This window comes from Vibrio sp. nBUS_14, assembly GCF_051201655.1.
Lineage (GTDB): Bacteria > Pseudomonadota > Gammaproteobacteria > Enterobacterales > Vibrionaceae > Vibrio.
The window spans coordinates 643,656-661,135 of record NZ_CP179206.1 but is presented as its reverse complement, the minus strand read 5'-3'; the positions used below and the strand labels follow the sequence as shown (position 1 = coordinate 661,135).

Below are 17,480 nucleotides of genomic sequence, written 5' to 3'. Positions count from 1 at the left end.
CAATCTCAAACTCAGGCTAGCAATTACGAAAACTCTTTTATTACTCGCTCTAAAATTGGCACATTTGCTTCAGGGAACGCGTATTGGCTCAATGATTCAAGATCGACCCATTCACCTTGCTGTCCTTCTTTACCATAAGGCTGTTGCTCGAAATCAGTCACAAGGATGAAATCAAACTTAAGTGACTTATCACTGTAATCAAACTCAAGGTGTTCAAACAGAGACTGTTCAATCACATTGATACCGATCTCTTCATCAAGTTCACGAGCCATCGCCTGCTCAATGGTTTCACCCACTTCTACTTTACCGCCAGGAAACTCCCAGAAACCGCCTTTGTGCTTATCATCTGGGCGCTTAGTAATAAATACTTGTGACTTATCTTGGTTGAAGATAATGCCCGCTACAATATGGATTCTTTTCATATGATGGTGCTCCTTAATAAAACGCTTTGCTCACGCTGCCCCTCAATAAATCATACTCAAGAAGGAGGAATGATTGAGCTGGAGATCTAATACAACAGCGCGAGCCTAATTATCAAACGAGATTCCCTATTGCGCTCGTTCCTCGCTATAGGGAATGACGACTTACCCTCCCATTAAAGGTAAGCCATGAAATTTACATACAAAAAGAGCCGCCTAAGCGACTCTTTAATCAAAACTATATTTAGGCAAAGCTGTATTGGTTGAGAACGAGGAGGCGACGCGGAGTTTACAAGTGTAAATGAGCATCGCCGACGAAGTTATCAGCCATTACAGCAAAGCATTAGTCAATTTTACCGTGACACTGTTTGTATTTTTTGCCACTTCCACATGGGCATGGTTCGTTACGGCCCACTTTACGCTCATCACGTACTACCGTTTGTGGAGATGCCGCATCCGCTTCATCGTCAGCTAGCTGGTTTTCAGCCGTTGCATGTTGTGCTTGTGCACGACGCGCCGCTTGTTCAGCTTGAGCTTGACGTTGAGCTTCCATCTTTTCAACTTCTTCTTGTTGCTGGACGCGAACTTTAGAAAGGATGGTAACAACATCTGTTTTCAGTACATCGAGTAGACCTTCAAACAGTTCAAACGACTCGCGCTTGTACTCTTGTTTCGGGTTCTTCTGAGCATAACCACGTAAGTGGATACCTTGACGAAGGTGATCCATCGCAGCCAAATGCTCTTTCCAAAGGCCGTCTAGCGTTTGTAGCATCACAGACTTCTCGAAGTTACGCAGTACTTGAGCACCAACCACTTCTTCTTTCTGTTTGTACGTATCTACTGCCATACCAAGAATGCGCTCACGCAATGCTTCTTCATAAAGCTTATCGTCTTCGTCTAACCAACCTTGAATATCAAAGTCTAGATCGAAATCATTCTTGAGACGATCTTGCAGACCTGCGATATCCCACATGTCTTCAAGCGACTGAGGAGCAATGTATTCATCGATGACTGACGCCAGTACATCTTCACGGTTGTGTTCGATCATCTCACTGATGTCATCTGAGCTCATCAGCTCATCACGTAGCTCATAAACAACCTTACGTTGGTCATTGGCTACATCATCGTACTCAAGAAGTTGCTTACGGATGTCGAAGTTACGACCTTCCACTTTACGTTGTGCTTTTTCAATTGAGCGAGACAGCATCTTAGATTCAATCGCTTCGCCTTCGTCCATACCACTTTGGATAAGACCAGCCATACGATCAGACGTAAAGATACGTAGCAGAGAATCTTCCATTGATAGGTAGAAACGAGAAGAACCCGCATCACCTTGACGACCAGAACGACCACGTAGCTGATTATCGATACGGCGAGATTCATGACGCTCAGTACCAATGATGTGCAGACCACCTGACTCAAGTACTTTATCGTGGATGATTCTCCAATCAGCTTTGATCTTGTCGATCTGCTCTTTCGTTGGATTATCTAGCTTCTCAATTTGTGCCTGCCAGCTACCACCTAGCACGATATCGGTACCACGACCGGCCATGTTAGTTGCGATAGTTACCGCACCAGGCATACCAGCTTGTGCAACGATCTCAGCTTCCATTTCATGAAACTTAGCATTTAGAACGTTATGCTTAATTTTTGATTTTTTCAATGCGTTAGACAGCAGTTCAGATTTCTCGATAGAAACTGTACCAACCAGTGATGGCTGACCAGCCGCTACACGGTCTTTGATGTCTTCAATGATCGCATTGAACTTGTCTTCTTCAGTACGATAAACCACATCTGGCATATCGTTACGAACCATAGGCTTGTTGGTTGGGATAACCACCGTTTCTAGGCCGTAGATAGACTGGAATTCGAACGCTTCTGTATCAGCAGTACCTGTCATACCTGACAGTTTTTCATACAGGCGGAAGAAATTCTGGAATGTGATCGATGCTAATGTTTGGTTTTCATTCTGAATCTTTACACCTTCTTTAGCTTCAACAGCTTGGTGTAAACCTTCAGACCAACGACGACCTGGCATAGTACGACCAGTATGTTCATCAACGATAACCACTTCGCCTTCTTCAGTAACGATGTAGTCGACGTTTTTCTCAAACAATACGTGTGCACGAAGCGCAGCATTCACATGGTGCAATAGGCTGATATTGGTTGGAGAGTAAAGTGTGTCACCCTCTTCCATCAAGCCGTTTTTGACCATTAGTTCTTCTACAAATTCTTGACCGTTTTCAGTCAGGTGAACCTGTTTTGATTTTTCGTCCATGGTGTAGTGACCTTCACCACGGTACTCTTCTGAATCTTCTTTATCTTGACGCTCTAGAGAAGGAATTAGAGTGTTAATGCGCGTATAAAGGTCAGAACTATCTTCAGCTGGGCCAGAGATAATTAACGGAGTACGAGCTTCATCAATTAAGATTGAGTCAACCTCATCGACTACAGCAAAGAAGCGCTCACGTTGAACTCGGTCTTCAGCACGGAAAGCCATGTTGTCACGAAGGTAATCAAAACCAAACTCGTTGTTTGTTCCGTATAGGATGTCAGCTTGGTACGCTTCTTTTTTCTCTGGCGGAGCCATGTTTGCCACATTCACGCCAACAGTCATGCCAAGGAATTCAAATAATGGACGGTTTGTTTCCGCATCACGCTTCGCTAGGTAATCGTTCACCGTTATTACGTGAACACCTTTGCTTGGTAGCGCGTTTAGATAAGCTGGTAGTGTTGCGGTAAGTGTCTTACCTTCACCAGTACGCATCTCTGCAATTTGGCCAGCATTTAGAACCATGCCACCAATCATTTGCACGTCAAAGTGACGCATGCCATAAACACGCTTCGACGCTTCACGTACCGTAGCGAATGCTTCAGGTAGAAGTTGATCTAACGATTCACCTTTATCTAAGCGCTCACGAAACTCAACCGTTTTTTCTTTTAGCTCTTCATCAGAAAGTGCTTCAAACGTTGGTTCGTAGTTATTAATTTCTTTTACAATTTTTCTAAGGCGGCGCAGTGTTCTGTCATTGCGACTGCCAATTACCTTTGTCAGCAGCTTAGTAATCATGTGCTTGGAATCTCTTCGTTCTCAGATCGTCCGCGATCTATTTTAAATGCCGTCAGTCTCTACTAGCTATAAACTAGTTTTCATTTACTAACCAAGGATACTGAGATAAATCTAGTATCTTTGATATTGTACTTGAGAGTAGAGTTTTCAAGGCTTGAGTTAAAATTAATGCCCTTTAGTGTAAGTAATTTTCACACTAACGACCATTTAGAACACCATTTGTTTGATGTGCTTGGAACTTTTCTTTCTAATTGCTGATGGATTAAGCAGACTGTAGCCCATTGGCCAGCAATTTCCGGAGGTTAACGACACTGTATCTGGAAAATAGATACAAAAAAACCAGGCCGATGACCTGGTTTTTGAAATCTTATATTGTTGTAAACAACAATTACGCTAGAACCATACCTGGTTCTGCGAAAGCAACTGGAGAGCCAGCTTCTTCTTCGAATGTTGCCCATTCCCAAGCTTCTGCGTCAGCAAGAACTGCGCGTAAAAGTTGGTTGTTTAGGCCGTGACCTGACTTGTATGCACGGAACTCACCAATAATAGCGTGTCCACACATGTAAAGGTCACCAATCGCATCCAATACTTTATGAGATACAAACTCATTGTCGAAACGAAGGCCTTCTTCATTAAGAATTCGGTATTCGTCCAGTACGATTGCACAATCAAAGCTACCACCCAAACACAAATTTTGAGACTGAAGGTACTCAATATCGCGCATAAAACCGAAAGTACGAGCGCGAGAAATCTGCTTCACAAAACCTTGTGATGAGAAATCAAACAACAAACGTTGCTCATCAGACTCGATCGCAGGGTGATTGAATTCAATTTCGAAATCCATTCGGAAGCCGTTAAATGGGACAAATTCTGCCCACTTATCGCCATCTTCAAAACGAACAGGTTTCTTGATTCGAATAAAACGCTTCGCTGCATTCAATGTTTCTACACCCGCTTGCTGTAGCAAGTATACGAATGGGCTTGCGCTACCATCCATAATTGGAATTTCTGGAGCATCTACTTCAACAATAATGTTGTCGATACCCATTCCGGCTAGAGCTGCGTTAAGGTGCTCCACTGTAGAGATACGTACGCCTTCGTCATTAACAAGAGCGGTACATAGCATAGTGTCACGAACTGATGCTGGATCAGCTGGGAAATCTACAGGTGGATTTACATCTGTACGACGATAAACAATACCTGTATTTGCAGCTGCCGGGCGAAGAGTAAGTGTGACTTTACGACCAGAGTGGAGACCCACACCAGTTGTTTTCACAATTTCTTTCAGAGTACGTTGTCTGATCATCTGCTTGCCTCGTTATCAGTGCTACAAATCACGGTCAGTATTTACCGACCGCGAATTTTACCATTAATTCGACGATAGTCAAATTTTGGGTATTTGTTAATCAGCCTGACGTCGTAAAAATGCTGGGATATCTAAATATCCGCTCTCTTTCTCAGCTTTAGGTGCAGCACTCTGGCTAGCGCCTGTACCTGAAGAAACAGGTGACGTTGTTGGCTGTGGTTTAACTTGAGGTTTTACCTCAGTTTTTTCCTGCAATGGTTGTGCCACTTTCTCTTCCACTTTTGCTGCTGTTTGAACAGTAACTTGAGGTTGAGACGTTGGCGCTACTTTTGCTTTACCACCAGCAACTAAAGTAATGTCTGGTTTTTTCTCTGTGCCGATACCTGTTGCAACAACAGTTACTCGGATTTCATCCGTCATATCAGGGTCTAGAGAAGTGCCAATAACAACCGTTGCGTTATCAGAAGCGAATGCCTTAACTGTATTACCCACAGTTTCGAATTCATCTAAGCGCATATCTAGGCCAGCTGTGATGTTAACAAGAACGCCACGAGCACCAGCTAGGTCGATGTCTTCTAATAGTGGGCTAGAAATTGCCGTTTCAGCAGCTTCTTCAGCACGGTCTTCACCTTTTGCGATACCGCTACCCATCATTGCATGACCCATTTCCGACATCACAGTGCGAACATCCGCGAAATCGACGTTGATCATACCAGGGCGAGTAATTAGCTCAGCGATACCTTGCACAGCGTTTTTAAGTACATCATTTGCACTTGCGAAAGCTTCTAGCAGTGTTACGCCACGGCCAAGTACCTTAAGTAGCTTTTCATTTGGAATCGTAATTAAAGAATCCACATGTTTAGAAAGCTCTTCGATACCTTGCTCAGCAAACGCTAAACGCTTTTTGCCTTCAAAGCTAAATGGCTTAGTTACAACAGCAACCGTTAGCACACCCAACTCTTTCGCAACTTCAGCAATAACTGGAGCAGCACCTGTACCTGTACCACCGCCCATACCAGCTGCGATAAATACCATATCGGCGCCAGTTAGAACTTCTTTAATTCTTTCTCGATCTTCGAGAGCTGCATCACGGCCTACTTGTGGGTTTGCACCAGCGCCCAAGCCTTTAGTGATATCACCACCAATCTGGATCACGCTGCTCACGCTTGTTTTACGAAGGGCTTGAGCATCAGTGTTAACACTGATGAATTCTACGCCTTCAATTGACTCACGTACCATGTGCTCAACAGCGTTACCGCCACCGCCACCCACTCCAACGACTTTAATTACTGCATCGTCAGACATTTCCATCATCGGTTCAAACATGTGTTATCTCCGTTTTTTCCTGCAACTCAGGTTAAAACTCTTTTTGTATCCAATTACGCAATTTACCAAATAAACCTGACATAGAAGGTGCTGAACGCTTAGGTTCGCTGTAATCACCTTCATCACTTATCTGACAATCTCTTGCGTAATGAAGTAAACCAACCGCCGTAGAATGATACGGCTCTTTAACATAATCAGTTAAGCCACTAACTTCTAATGGCTTACCAACTCGAACTTGATTGCAGAAAACACGTTCCGCACACTCTACCAATCCGTCAATTTGTGCCGCTCCACCAGTGAGAACGACGCCAGCTGCAAGGTGGTGCTTAATACCCTCATCTCGTAGCTGTAATTGAACCGTATCAATAGTTTGGTTAACGAGGCCCATAAGTTCAGTGTAACGTGGTTCAATCACTTCCGACAAAGTTTGTCGTTGCAAACTTCTCGATGGACGGCCACCTACACTAGGGACGTTAACAGAATCATCCTTGCTTACGAGTTCACTCAGAGCGCAACCATGGTTTACTTTTATCTCTTCAGCATCGCTCACTGGCGTGCCGAAAGCGAAGGCAATATCACTGGTTACTGCATTTCCTGCATAGGAAAAGACTTCTGTGTGTCGCAGTGCGCCGCCAGTCCAAATGGAAATATCCATCGTACCAGCACCAATATCAACAACACATACTCCAAGCTCTCTCTCGTCGTCAGTAATTACCGCATTACTTGAGGCAAGTCCTGAAAACACGATTTGTTCTACAGTGAGACCACATCGTTCAACAGCTTTAATAATGTTTCTCGCCATGTCGCTATGGCAAGAAATTAGATGAACACTGACTTCCATTCGAACACCAGATAAACCAAGTGGATTCTTAATGCCTTCCTGGTAATCGATGGTAAACTCTTGTGGAATCACGTGCAGAATTCTCTGCTCATCACCTATTTTAATCGATTTCGCGGTATGGATCGCTCGATCCATATCGTCTTGAGACACTTCTTCATCTGAAATAGTGCCCATGCCTTTTTCAATTCGGCTTGCGATATGCTTACCGGACAGCGAGATAAATACATTGCTGATTTGGCATTCAGCCATCAACTCTGCTTGATCAATCGCTCGCTGAACCGACTTCACTACCGACTCTAGGTCGTTTACACCACCTTTATCCATACCTCTGGATGGGCTTTGCCCTGAACCAATGATATTGATTTGACCATCAGGCAGTATTTCACCAACCAGAGCTGATATGGTCGCAGTGCCTATATCAAGACCAACGATTATGTTGTCATCTGCGGTCTTAGTCATTTCTGCTCTCTTCTAACTCTTGCTCTGGAAACCAGCCTACAGCGGCTCCCGTATCATACCTGAGGTCGATGTAGCTCACTTGATTCGCTTTACTTCCTAATTCGTTATAAAGCGAAATAAAGCGTTCAACACGCTCATCTAAAGAATCTTTACCTAGTTCTAAACGGATACCGTTATCTAGGATTATTTGCCAAGCACGACGCTCATTGAGAACGAGCGAGGTAACGGTTAACCCCAGACTGTTAATCAAAGGAGTTATCTGTCGCCATTTTGCTATCACTTCTTGGCTGGTCCCTTCCGGGCCATAAAGCTTAACTCTATCGCCCTTCAACAGGCCGATATCGCCATTAAACACTTGACCTTTTTCGTTGAGCAGCATGTTGCCATTCCAGATTGCTGCCGCTTGGTATTCAGTCAAAAATACTTTTATTGTGTCTGGCCACTGTTTACGAATCGAGACCACAGATACCCAAGGTAACGCCTCTAAACTGTCTTGCAACACCCCAATATCTTGCGACATGAAGGTACCAATATGTTCTAACTCGCCAAAAGCATGCTGAACATCACCAGCCGTTACATAAGTTAAGTCGCCTTGAAGTACTATTTTGGAAAGAGGCAATCGCTGATCGTCCCACATCCAAGTCAGTATGGTATAGAAAAGAAACCCAATGAATAGCAATACCACGACTAAAAAAGACCCGCCTAAGGCGTGTTTCTTGAGCGATGGTAAGCTGAATAGGTGGCGGTTTTCGCTAAAAGTACTTTCTACCAAAGCCCGCATTCCCTGTCGTTGGTTCGCAATTCTATTCCCTATCTTCGTAATAGAGGTAAAAGCACTTACTTTAACCTATGAATTATACTGAGCAAAATCAAACTATCAAACGTTGATAATAAGATTTTTGGTCAATTTTAGGTCAATCGCAAGAAGTGAGCGATTGACCACAGTCTGTAGACAGTATTCTGCTACGAGTTCTGCATATTATTAATGTCTAACCGTAACGATTCGAGTTGCTTAGCAACACGACCAACATCACCTGCACCCTGTGTTAAAACAAGATCACCGCCTTGAATGACGTTGGCTAGAACTGATGGCAGCGTGTTGATATCAGCAACGAAGATCGGATCAATCTTACCACGCCCACGAATAGTTCGACTCAACGAGCGTCCGTCAGCCCCTGCAATCAGTCTCTCACCAGCTGAGTACACATCTAATAAGATTAGAACATCTACCTGTTCAAGAACGTTCGCGAAGTCATCATACAGATCGCGAGTACGGCTATAACGGTGCGGTTGGAAAATCATCACAAGACGTTTGTCTGTCCAGCCACTACGAGCAGCTTGAATCGTTACATCGACTTCGGTTGGGTGGTGACCGTAATCATCAACCAACATTGCAATACCCTTACCCGTTTCGTATTCACCAAGGTGATCGAAACGACGGCCAGTGCCTTCCGTTCCCGCCATTGCTTTAAGAATAGCTTCATCGCTGATGTCATCTTCCGTCGCAACCGCAATCGCCGCTGATGCGTTCAGTGCGTTATGGCGACCTGGAATGTTCAACGTAATATCTAGGTTAGCTTTGCCTTCACGGACCACTGTGAACTTGCCTTGTTGGCCTTCTTGTACGTAGTTTTCAATACGGATATCCGCATCTTCTGAGAAGCCGTAAGTAATCACTTGGCGACTCACCTGAGGAATAAGCTCACGTACTACCGGATCATCAACACACATCACAGCCTGACCGTAGAATGGCAGATTGTGTAAGAAATCGATGAACGTCTGCTTTAGCGTTTCGAAATCGCCGCCGTAGGTATCCATATGATCCGCTTCAATGTTAGTAACGATACTCACCATTGGTTGCAGATGTAAGAATGACGCATCACTTTCATCGGCTTCAGCAATAAGAATACGACTCGAGCCTAGACGAGCATTCGTACCCACACTCTTTACCAAACCACCGTTTACGAAGGTGGGGTCTAAACCCGCTTCCGAGTAAATCTGTGTCACTAGCGCAGTGGTCGTTGTTTTACCGTGCGTACCTGCCACAGCAATGCCATGACGAAAACGCATCAGTTCAGCCAGCATTTCAGCACGACGAACGATAGGTGTGCGCGCTTCACGAGCGGCAATAATCTCTGGGTTTTCTTCGTTGATAGCAGTTGAAACCACGACCACACTAGCATCAGCAACGTTACTTGCTTGGTGACCGATATAAACGGTCGCACCCTTGCTAACTAAACGATCGGTCACTGGGTTTTGAGCAATGTCAGAACCCGTGATCTGGTAGCCTTCATTAAGCAAGACTTCAGCAATCCCGCTCATTCCTGCGCCACCAATACCGATGAAGTGGATAGATTTAACACGGCGCATCTCTGGCACCATTGCACGGATTTGCGCTAAGTCTTGGGTATGTTCAATCGTCATCAATTCAATCTCATTATTTTGCTAAAGCTTTAATCGCTTCAGCGACGGTCACATCCGCATCAAGCTTGGCTGCCTGACGAGCTTTTGTTGCCATCATTTTTAATTCATTTCTATCAAGCTGAGCGATAGTATTCGCTAGCTTGTCAGCCGTCAGTTGAGGCTGTTCAATCATTAACGCCGCGCCACATTCAACGAGGTGATCGGCATTCAGCGCTTGCTGTCTGTCTTTGTGCATAAACGGAACGAAGATAGAACCCACGCCTGCTGCAGACACTTCAGATACAGTTAATGCACCTGAGCGACACACTAATAGATCTGCCCACTCATAAGCTTGCGCCACATCATCAATAAATTCAGTCACTTGAACATTATCTACAGAATGTGATTTGTATTGTTCAATCACTTGTTGTTGATTGTTCTTACCGGCTTGATGCATCACAGTAAAACCTTCACCAAGCTGGGCCATGCTAACTGGTAAGGTATCGTTAAGAATTTTAGCACCTTGGCTGCCACCCATTACTAGGATACGAATATCACCGTCACGCTCTGTCATGCGTTGCTCGGGTTCAGTTAAGGCAACAACATCTTCACGTACTGGGTTCCCTACAACTTCTGCTGCAGGGAAAGCACCTGGGAAAGCTTGGAATACTTTTTTAGCAATTTTAGATAGCCATTGGTTGGTTAAACCTGCCACTGCATTTTGTTCATGCAAAACTACAGGAATACCGGATAACCATGCCGCGATGCCACCGGGGCCACTCACGTAACCCCCCATTCCAAGCACCACATCTGGTTGCCATGTTTTGATGTGCTGTCTTGCTTGAAGTATGGCATTAATAATCTGGAATGGCGCTTTAATTAGCTTGCTAATGCCTTGACCACGCAGACCTTTCACCTTAATGAAGTCAATCTCAATACCATGTTTTGGTACCAGATCTGCTTCCATTCTGTCCGCAGTTCCTAACCAGCGAATTTCCCAACCTTGTTGCTGAAGCTTTTTAGCCACCGCTAAGCCAGGGAAAACGTGACCGCCAGTACCACCAGCCATCACTAAAAGTTTTTTGTTTTTTTTCATCACGTTAGATTCTTATTCTACTAATTCGTTTTGATTGTCGGCTTGTTCTTTTTGTTGTATTCGGCATTCGTGATCAATGCGTAATAGCATTGAAACCGCAACTGACATGACGATAAGACTTGAACCACCGTAACTGATCAATGGCAATGTTAGACCTTTGGTTGGAACGATACCTGAAGCGGCACCTACGTTAACAAGCGTCTGAAATGCAAACCAAATACCAATACCAAAGGCAAGGTAGCCACTGAATAAATGGTCGTTTTCGAAAGCTTTCTTACCAATTAGGATCGCTTTAAGCACCAAACTAAAAATAAGGATCAGCACTAAAGTCACGCCAACAAAGCCCAACTCTTCAGCCAACACAGCAAACACAAAATCGGTGTGTGCTTCTGGTAAATATTCTAACTTCTGAACCGAGTTACCAAGCCCTTGCCCCATCCAGTCACCGCGACCAAATGCCATCAGTGATTGAGTTAACTGGTAGCCACTACCAAACGGATCATTCCAAGGTTCCCAGAATGAGGTCACACGTCGAACACGATAGGGTTCAATAACAATCAAGCCGACGACCGCGGCAATACCCGCCACCATCAAGGCTATAAACTGTGAAAGCTTGGCGCCCGCGATAAATAGCATGCCAAATAAGGTAACCAGCATTACAACAACGGTACCTAAATCGGGTTGGCCAAGGAGTAATACTGCAAAGGCACCAAACACCATAATTGGCTTACCAAAACCACCGAAGAAGGTTTTTCTCACTTCGTCTTGTTTTCGAACCAAGTAGCCTGCCATAAAAATAAACAGCGATAATTTAGCGACTTCGGCCGGTTGTAAGTTAAACAGTCCAAGCGGAATCCAGCGCGATGCACCATTAACCGACTTACCGACAGCCAATACCACGACCAGTAAAAAGAACGATAAGCCCAATAGATACATGCTGTATTGAAACCAACGCTTCATTGAGATTTGAAGTATTACGCTGGATACGATTAACGCTAACACCAAGAAAATGGCGTGACGGAACATAAAGTGAAACGGCTGATCGGTTAAACGAGCACTGATTGGAAACGAAGCCGACGTTACCATTACCAAACCCGTTAGCATCAGTCCAAGAGCAATCCATACCAACTGACGATCGTAAAGCGCCTCTGGTGTGGCACGGTTAAGCCATTGCCAAATAGATTGATTAATCTCTTTCACTCTTTGCACTGAATGTTAGTCCTTCAATACGTTAGGCATACTCATGAGCAAGTTCAGTGAACGCATCACCTCTCGCCATGAAGTTATTAAATTGATCGAAGCTTGCACACGCAGGAGACAGTATCACCATGTCACCCGACACCAGTTGTGCAGAGATACTCTCGATGATGTCACGCATGGTATCAAACGTCTTCGCCGATGGATGTAATGGCATAAATTGCGCAGCATCTTCACCAAAGCAACACAGTTGAACACGGTCTAATTGCGCTAACACGGGTTTAAGCTCGCTAAAGTCAGCGCCTTTGCCCACACCACCAACCAAGAGATATAAAGCACCTTGGTACTCTAATCCCGACAGAGCGGCTAATGTACTGGCTACGTTGGTCGCTTTCGAGTCGTTAACCCATTTAATTTCGTGTTTGTCAGCCACTACTTGGCAACGATGCGTTAAACCATTGTAAGTTTTCAGAGCTTCAAGGCTTTTGCTGTAATCAATACCAACTTGCTTCAACAATGCTAAAGAGACTAACGCATTCGCCACGTTATGACGTCCAACCAATGTTAAATCTTGGGTAGCAAGTACTGGCTTACCGTTATCCACTAGCCATTCGATGCCATCGACTATTGATACGCCAAACTCTTGGTCATCAAGTCCAAATGTCACCAATGACATCGTGTGGTCAGGATAAGTCTCTTTGTCTTCGCGGTTTACAATCGCGTACTGAGCATTATTAAAAATTCTTAATTTAGCGTCACGGTAGTCGGCCATACCTTGATAGCGATCCATATGATCTTCTGACAAGTTTAAAAAGGCCGCCGCTGCAAGATCTAGACTGGATGTTGTCTCTAGCTGAAAGCTTGAAAGCTCAAGGACATATAAGTCAGCATCAAGCTCAAGAAGGTCTAAGGCAGGAATACCGATGTTGCCACCAACGCCAACGTTAAGACCGGCAGCCTTAGCAAGCACACCCGTTAGATCGGTCACCGTACTCTTACCATTGGAGCCTGTTATTGCCACGACGGGTTTGTCTACCGCCCAGCCAAACAGTTCAATATCGCCAACAACCGGAGTTCCCGCTTGAATAATATCTTGTATTTCAGGGGTCGCTAAGGCGATACCCGGGTTAGCAACCACTAGATCAGCTTCCGCTAACCATTGGCTATTCCAACTACCAGAATGCAGATCTACCGATTCAGACAAAGATTCTCGGCCTGGTGGTAGTTCTCGAGTATCAATCACCTTCACATAAGTGTGAGGTTGATATTTTACGAGATGTTTAACGACAGAGAGCCCGGTAATACCGAGCCCCACAACCACTACATTTTGAATATTTTGCCAACGTTCCATTTAAACAAGATGCTCTTAATAGTTTTAAAGAGCCTCTCATCAAGAGACTCATACAGGATTAACGAACTTTCAGTGTCGCTAGGCCAACCAATACTAACACCATTGAGATGATCCAAAAGCGCACGATTACACGCGGCTCTGGCCAACCTTTCAGTTCGTAGTGGTGATGAATCGGTGCCATGCGGAAAATACGCTGACCACGCAATTTGTAAGAGCCCACCTGCAGAATCACTGACAAGGTCTCCATTACAAACACACCGCCCATGATAACCAGTACCAGTTCTTGGCGAACCAAAACAGCAATCACACCTAGTGCACCACCAAGTGCTAAAGAACCAACATCGCCCATGAATACTTGCGCTGGGTAGGTGTTAAACCATAGGAAACCAAGACCTGCACCCACGATAGCGGTACAAACCACAACCAGCTCAGATGTGTATGGGATATATGGAATGTGGAGGTACGCCGCGAAGTTAACGTTACCTGTCGCCCAAGCAATCACAGCAAAACCAGCCGCCACCATAACCGTTGGCATAATAGCCAAACCGTCTAGGCCGTCCGTTAGGTTTACCGCATTACTGGTACCCACAATAACAAAGTAAGTTAGTACGATATACAGTAAACCAAGTTGTGGCATCACATCTTTAAAGAAAGGAACAACCAATTGAGTTGCCGCAGTATCATGCCCGTGAGCATACAGAGCAAACGCCACAACTAGTGCAATAGCCGATTGCCAGAAGTACTTCCAACGCGCAATCAAGCCATCAGTGTTCTTACGAACAACTTTACGGTAGTCATCAACAAAGCCAACCGTGCCATAACCAGCAAGTACAACTAATACAGCCCAAACGTAAGGGTTAGAAAGATCGGCCCACACCAATACCGTAATAATGATCGCAGCAAGGATCATCACACCGCCCATGGTTGGCGTACCACGTTTGCTGAAGTGAGATTCAGGGCCGTCATTACGAACAACTTGGCCAATTTGTAGCATTTGCAGACGCTCAATTAAACGAGGTCCCATCCACAGCGACAGACTTAAGGCTGTCAAAATACTCGCGATGGCTCGAAACGATAGGTATTCGAACAAACGGAAAAAAGAAAAGTATGGCTGTAGTAACTCTGCAAGCCAAATTATCATGAAAAGTTCTCCTTTAAAGCAGCGGCTATTTTACTCATTCCTGCACTATTTGCGCCTTTGACCAACAAGGTGTGTGACGCGTTATTCGGCAAGCGTAAGTGCTGCTCTATGTGTGCGATCATCGCTTGATGCGTTGCGAAGTGGGTACCATTACAGACCTCACTAATCACCTTGGTATCATCACCGTAAGTGAGTACATGCTCAAAAGCGAATGGGGCAGCATATTCACCGACTTGACGGTGAAGTGCAAGACTTTCGTCGCCTAATTCAGCCATATTGCCTAAAATCAACCAACGTTGACCTTTAAAGCTCGACAGCAGCTTAGCTGCCGCCTTCATTGCAGGCACGCTAGCGTTATAGCTGTCATCTATCAGCTTGATATTCTGACTTAATTGTTGAACCTCAACTCGTCCTTTGACCGAGATAAGGTTTGCTAAACCATTTTTTATTTCATCAAGCGTTGCACCAAATTGAATGCTCAACGCTGCAGCCGCCAATGCGTTCGCCACGTTATGCTGCCCAATAATACCAAGTTCAACAGCCGTAGCACCTAATGGCGTCTGTATATCAAAGCAAGCTTCGCCTTGGTCGTTGATTTCGATATTTTCAGCAAAATAGTCGGTTTCACGGTTACTCTCAGAAAATGTCAGTACCGTTTTATCCGCGAGTACTTCATTCCAAAAGTCACCACCATTGCTCTCTAAATTAACAATAGCAGTATCACCGGCAGCAAGCCCCTGAAAGATTTCACCTTTCGCTTGTTTTACGCCATCAATAGAACCAAAGCCTTCTAAGTGAGCCGCGGCCACATTATTCACCAAGGCAACCTGTGGTTTAACGAGCTGCGTGGTGTAGGCAATTTCACCAATATGGTTAGCGCCTAATTCGATCACTGCATAGTCATCGCTTGGTTCACTGCGTAGCAAAGTCAAAGGCACACCCATATCATTATTAAAGTTACCTGCCGTAAACAGCACCTTGCCACGCTGCTGTAAAATGCTCGCCACCATCTCTTTCACGGTCGTTTTGCCACAGCTGCCTGTAATCGCCATGGTTGGCACGTCACATTGTTTGTGAATCCAAGCACTTAGCTGACCTAAAGCAAGTTTAGTGTCTTCGACAACAACTTGAGTAATATTTAGGTCAAGTTTTCGTTCGACTAACAGCGCGCTCGCGTTTGCCTCAACGGCTTGATGACAAAAGTCATGCGCATCGAAACGCTCACCAACGATAGCAACAAACAGCGCGCCGTCTTCAACTGTACGCGTGTCGGTAGAAACTGCGTTGATCACTGTATTGTGATGACTCGTTTCTGAATGCTCAATCAGCTCTCCATTAACAGCAAAACAAATCTGCTCGAGTGATACATCAATCATTATGAAATACCTAAAAGTTGTAGCGCAGACTCTCGGTCTGAGTAATGTACCGTTTTGTCTTTCAATACTTGGTAATCCTCATGGCCTTTACCTGCCAAAAGAATAATGTCATTGCTGTCAGCCTGCTCTAGAGCAAACTTAACCGCTTGATAGCGATCGTGCTCGACAAATGCAGATTCAGGTTTACTTAGGCCAGCCAGCATATCTTTAACAATCAAATCAGGATCTTCGCTGCGAGGGTTGTCATCTGAAATAATGCTTTTATCGGCGAACTGCTCGGCGGTCGCTGCCATCATTGGGCGCTTACCAGTATCGCGATCACCACCACAGCCGAAGATTACCCACAGTTGCCCAGAGCAATGCACGCGCAGTGCTGCCAATGCTTTCTCTAGCGCATCGGGCGTATGAGCATAATCGACAACCACTTTTGCTTTGTTCGGAACTTGGAAAAGCTCCATTCGGCCAATGACAGGTTGAAGCTGAGGCGCAGTGTCGACCAAGGTTTGCTTGTCGATACCCAACGAAAGCAGAGTCACAAAAGCAACCAGTACATTTGATGCGTTGAACTGACCAATCAGTGGAACAGAAAGCTTCCCTTGTCTCCAACTACCATCGAAAGACAGCTGAATACCGGTTTCTGCATAAGCGACATCAGACGCCCATACCGATTGTTGATAGCCCGTCAGCGGTGACAATGAAACGGCTATGCCATTGGACAAATCTGACATCCAAGCTTTACCCACTTTGTCATCCACATTAATGACGGCATGCTTGCATTTGTGTTGAGTAAAAAGGCTCTTCTTAGCCAATTCGTACTCTTCCATCGTGCCATGATAATCAAGATGATCACGACTCAAGTTAGTAAAGACACCAACCTCAAAGTCCAAAGCCTTTACTCGACCTTGCACCAAACCATGAGAGGAGATTTCCATTGCGGTATACACCGCTTTTTCTGCAGCTAACTCACTCAGTGTGCGCTGTATCTCGATGGCACTGCCAGTGGTATTAGCGGCGGTTTTTAGATTGCCTAAGAAACCATTACCTGTCGTGCCCATTACCGCTGAACGTTGGCCGACGAGATCAAGCCATTGAGCAATCAACTGGGTGATGGTGGTTTTGCCATTGGTGCCCGTGACACCAATCAATTTGGTCGCTTGAGAAGAATAAACACGGCCAGCTAATTCAGAAAGTGTTGAGTTTAAGTCTGAAACATAAACCACAGGAACCGAGTTTAGCCACTCAACCAAGCCATGAGCTTTGTCATCGCCAGCTTGTGCAATGACGGCTTTCGCACCTTGAGAAACGGCTTTGTCGATAAACCGACGACCGTCGACAAGGTGTCCGATTACGGCAACAAAAATATCACCTTCCTTGATGGTTCGGCTATCCAACTCCAACTGCTCAACAGCAATCGACTCCAACTCAGGAGAGCGAAAGTCTCCCCAAGGAGAAAGTAAAGATGACAGCGTTAGGCTATTACTCATATTGAATCCTG

13 protein-coding genes are annotated in these 17,480 nt (G+C 45.0%); all 13 read right to left on the bottom strand.

The genetic code is table 11. From position 1 onward, the window contains the following. Window positions 1–23 precede the first annotated feature (23 nt). Window positions 24–422: an 8-oxo-dGTP diphosphatase MutT gene (mutT, locus tag ACMAZD_RS03035; protein WP_435248521.1), complete on the bottom strand. Its 399-nt coding sequence runs from the start codon at window positions 420–422 to the stop codon at window positions 24–26. Window positions 423–762: 340 nt separating this feature from the next. After that, window positions 763–3,489 (bottom strand): preprotein translocase subunit SecA, encoded by a 2,727-nt coding sequence (secA, locus tag ACMAZD_RS03030; protein ID WP_435248520.1) that lies wholly within the window; start codon window positions 3,487–3,489, stop codon window positions 763–765. A 388-nt stretch (window positions 3,490–3,877) separates the two neighbouring features. Further along, window positions 3,878–4,795, bottom strand: coding sequence for a UDP-3-O-acyl-N-acetylglucosamine deacetylase (gene lpxC / locus ACMAZD_RS03025; protein WP_435248519.1), 918 nt, complete (start codon window positions 4,793–4,795; stop codon window positions 3,878–3,880). A 96-nt stretch (window positions 4,796–4,891) separates the two neighbouring features. Beyond that, entirely contained in the window at window positions 4,892–6,121 is a 1,230-nt protein-coding gene (ftsZ, locus tag ACMAZD_RS03020; protein WP_435248518.1) for a cell division protein FtsZ, read from the bottom strand. Between the two features lie 31 nt (window positions 6,122–6,152). Continuing rightward, window positions 6,153–7,421: a cell division protein FtsA gene (gene ftsA, locus ACMAZD_RS03015; protein WP_435248517.1), complete on the bottom strand. Its 1,269-nt coding sequence runs from the start codon at window positions 7,419–7,421 to the stop codon at window positions 6,153–6,155. Beyond that, a complete protein-coding gene (locus tag ACMAZD_RS03010) occupies window positions 7,414–8,193 on the bottom strand; it encodes a cell division protein FtsQ/DivIB (protein ID WP_435248516.1) in 780 nt (259 codons plus the stop codon). Before ACMAZD_RS03010 ends, ftsA begins: the two co-directional genes overlap by 8 nt. A 191-nt stretch (window positions 8,194–8,384) precedes the next feature. Next, window positions 8,385–9,845, bottom strand: a complete 1,461-nt coding sequence (gene murC / locus ACMAZD_RS03005) for a UDP-N-acetylmuramate--L-alanine ligase (RefSeq protein ID WP_435248515.1) — start codon at window positions 9,843–9,845, stop codon at window positions 8,385–8,387. A gap of 13 nt (window positions 9,846–9,858) precedes the next feature. Next, a complete protein-coding gene (gene murG / locus ACMAZD_RS03000; protein WP_435248514.1) occupies window positions 9,859–10,920 on the bottom strand; it encodes an undecaprenyldiphospho-muramoylpentapeptide beta-N-acetylglucosaminyltransferase in 1,062 nt (353 codons plus the stop codon). Between the two features lie 12 nt (window positions 10,921–10,932). Beyond that, window positions 10,933–12,129 (bottom strand): cell division protein FtsW, encoded by a 1,197-nt coding sequence (gene ftsW / locus ACMAZD_RS02995; RefSeq protein WP_435248513.1) that lies wholly within the window; start codon window positions 12,127–12,129, stop codon window positions 10,933–10,935. Between the two features lie 22 nt (window positions 12,130–12,151). Then, window positions 12,152–13,468, bottom strand: a complete 1,317-nt coding sequence (gene murD, locus ACMAZD_RS02990) for a UDP-N-acetylmuramoyl-L-alanine--D-glutamate ligase (RefSeq protein WP_435248512.1) — start codon at window positions 13,466–13,468, stop codon at window positions 12,152–12,154. Between the two features lie 58 nt (window positions 13,469–13,526). Further along, complete coding sequence (gene mraY / locus ACMAZD_RS02985; RefSeq protein WP_435248511.1) at window positions 13,527–14,609, bottom strand: phospho-N-acetylmuramoyl-pentapeptide-transferase; 1,083 nt, start codon at window positions 14,607–14,609, stop codon at window positions 13,527–13,529. Further along, window positions 14,606–15,985 (bottom strand): UDP-N-acetylmuramoyl-tripeptide--D-alanyl-D-alanine ligase, encoded by a 1,380-nt coding sequence (locus tag ACMAZD_RS02980; RefSeq protein WP_435248510.1) that lies wholly within the window; start codon window positions 15,983–15,985, stop codon window positions 14,606–14,608. The genes mraY and ACMAZD_RS02980 overlap by 4 nt, the downstream gene beginning before the upstream one ends. Further along, on the bottom strand, window positions 15,985–17,469 hold the full coding sequence (gene murE / locus ACMAZD_RS02975; protein WP_435248509.1) for a UDP-N-acetylmuramoyl-L-alanyl-D-glutamate--2,6-diaminopimelate ligase: 1,485 nt from the start codon (window positions 17,467–17,469) through the stop codon (window positions 15,985–15,987). The genes ACMAZD_RS02980 and murE overlap by 1 nt, the downstream gene beginning before the upstream one ends. Between the last annotated feature and the right edge of the window lie 11 nt (window positions 17,470–17,480).

Coding starts and splice junctions, on each gene's coding strand:
- murC (WP_435248515.1), bottom strand. CDS start 9,845: ATGACGATTGAACATACCCAAGACTTAGCGCAAATCCGTGCAATGGTG.
- ftsA (WP_435248517.1), bottom strand. CDS start 7,421: ATGACTAAGACCGCAGATGACAACATAATCGTTGGTCTTGATATAGGC.
- ACMAZD_RS02980 (WP_435248510.1), bottom strand. CDS start 15,985: ATGATTGATGTATCACTCGAGCAGATTTGTTTTGCTGTTAATGGAGAG.
- secA (WP_435248520.1), bottom strand. CDS start 3,489: ATGATTACTAAGCTGCTGACAAAGGTAATTGGCAGTCGCAATGACAGA.
- murG (WP_435248514.1), bottom strand. CDS start 10,920: ATGAAAAAAAACAAAAAACTTTTAGTGATGGCTGGTGGTACTGGCGGT.
- murE (WP_435248509.1), bottom strand. CDS start 17,469: ATGAGTAATAGCCTAACGCTGTCATCTTTACTTTCTCCTTGGGGAGAC.
- mutT (WP_435248521.1), bottom strand. CDS start 422: ATGAAAAGAATCCATATTGTAGCGGGCATTATCTTCAACCAAGATAAG.
- murD (WP_435248512.1), bottom strand. CDS start 13,468: ATGGAACGTTGGCAAAATATTCAAAATGTAGTGGTTGTGGGGCTCGGT.
- lpxC (WP_435248519.1), bottom strand. CDS start 4,795: ATGATCAGACAACGTACTCTGAAAGAAATTGTGAAAACAACTGGTGTG.
- mraY (WP_435248511.1), bottom strand. CDS start 14,609: ATGATAATTTGGCTTGCAGAGTTACTACAGCCATACTTTTCTTTTTTC.
- ftsZ (WP_435248518.1), bottom strand. CDS start 6,121: ATGTTTGAACCGATGATGGAAATGTCTGACGATGCAGTAATTAAAGTC.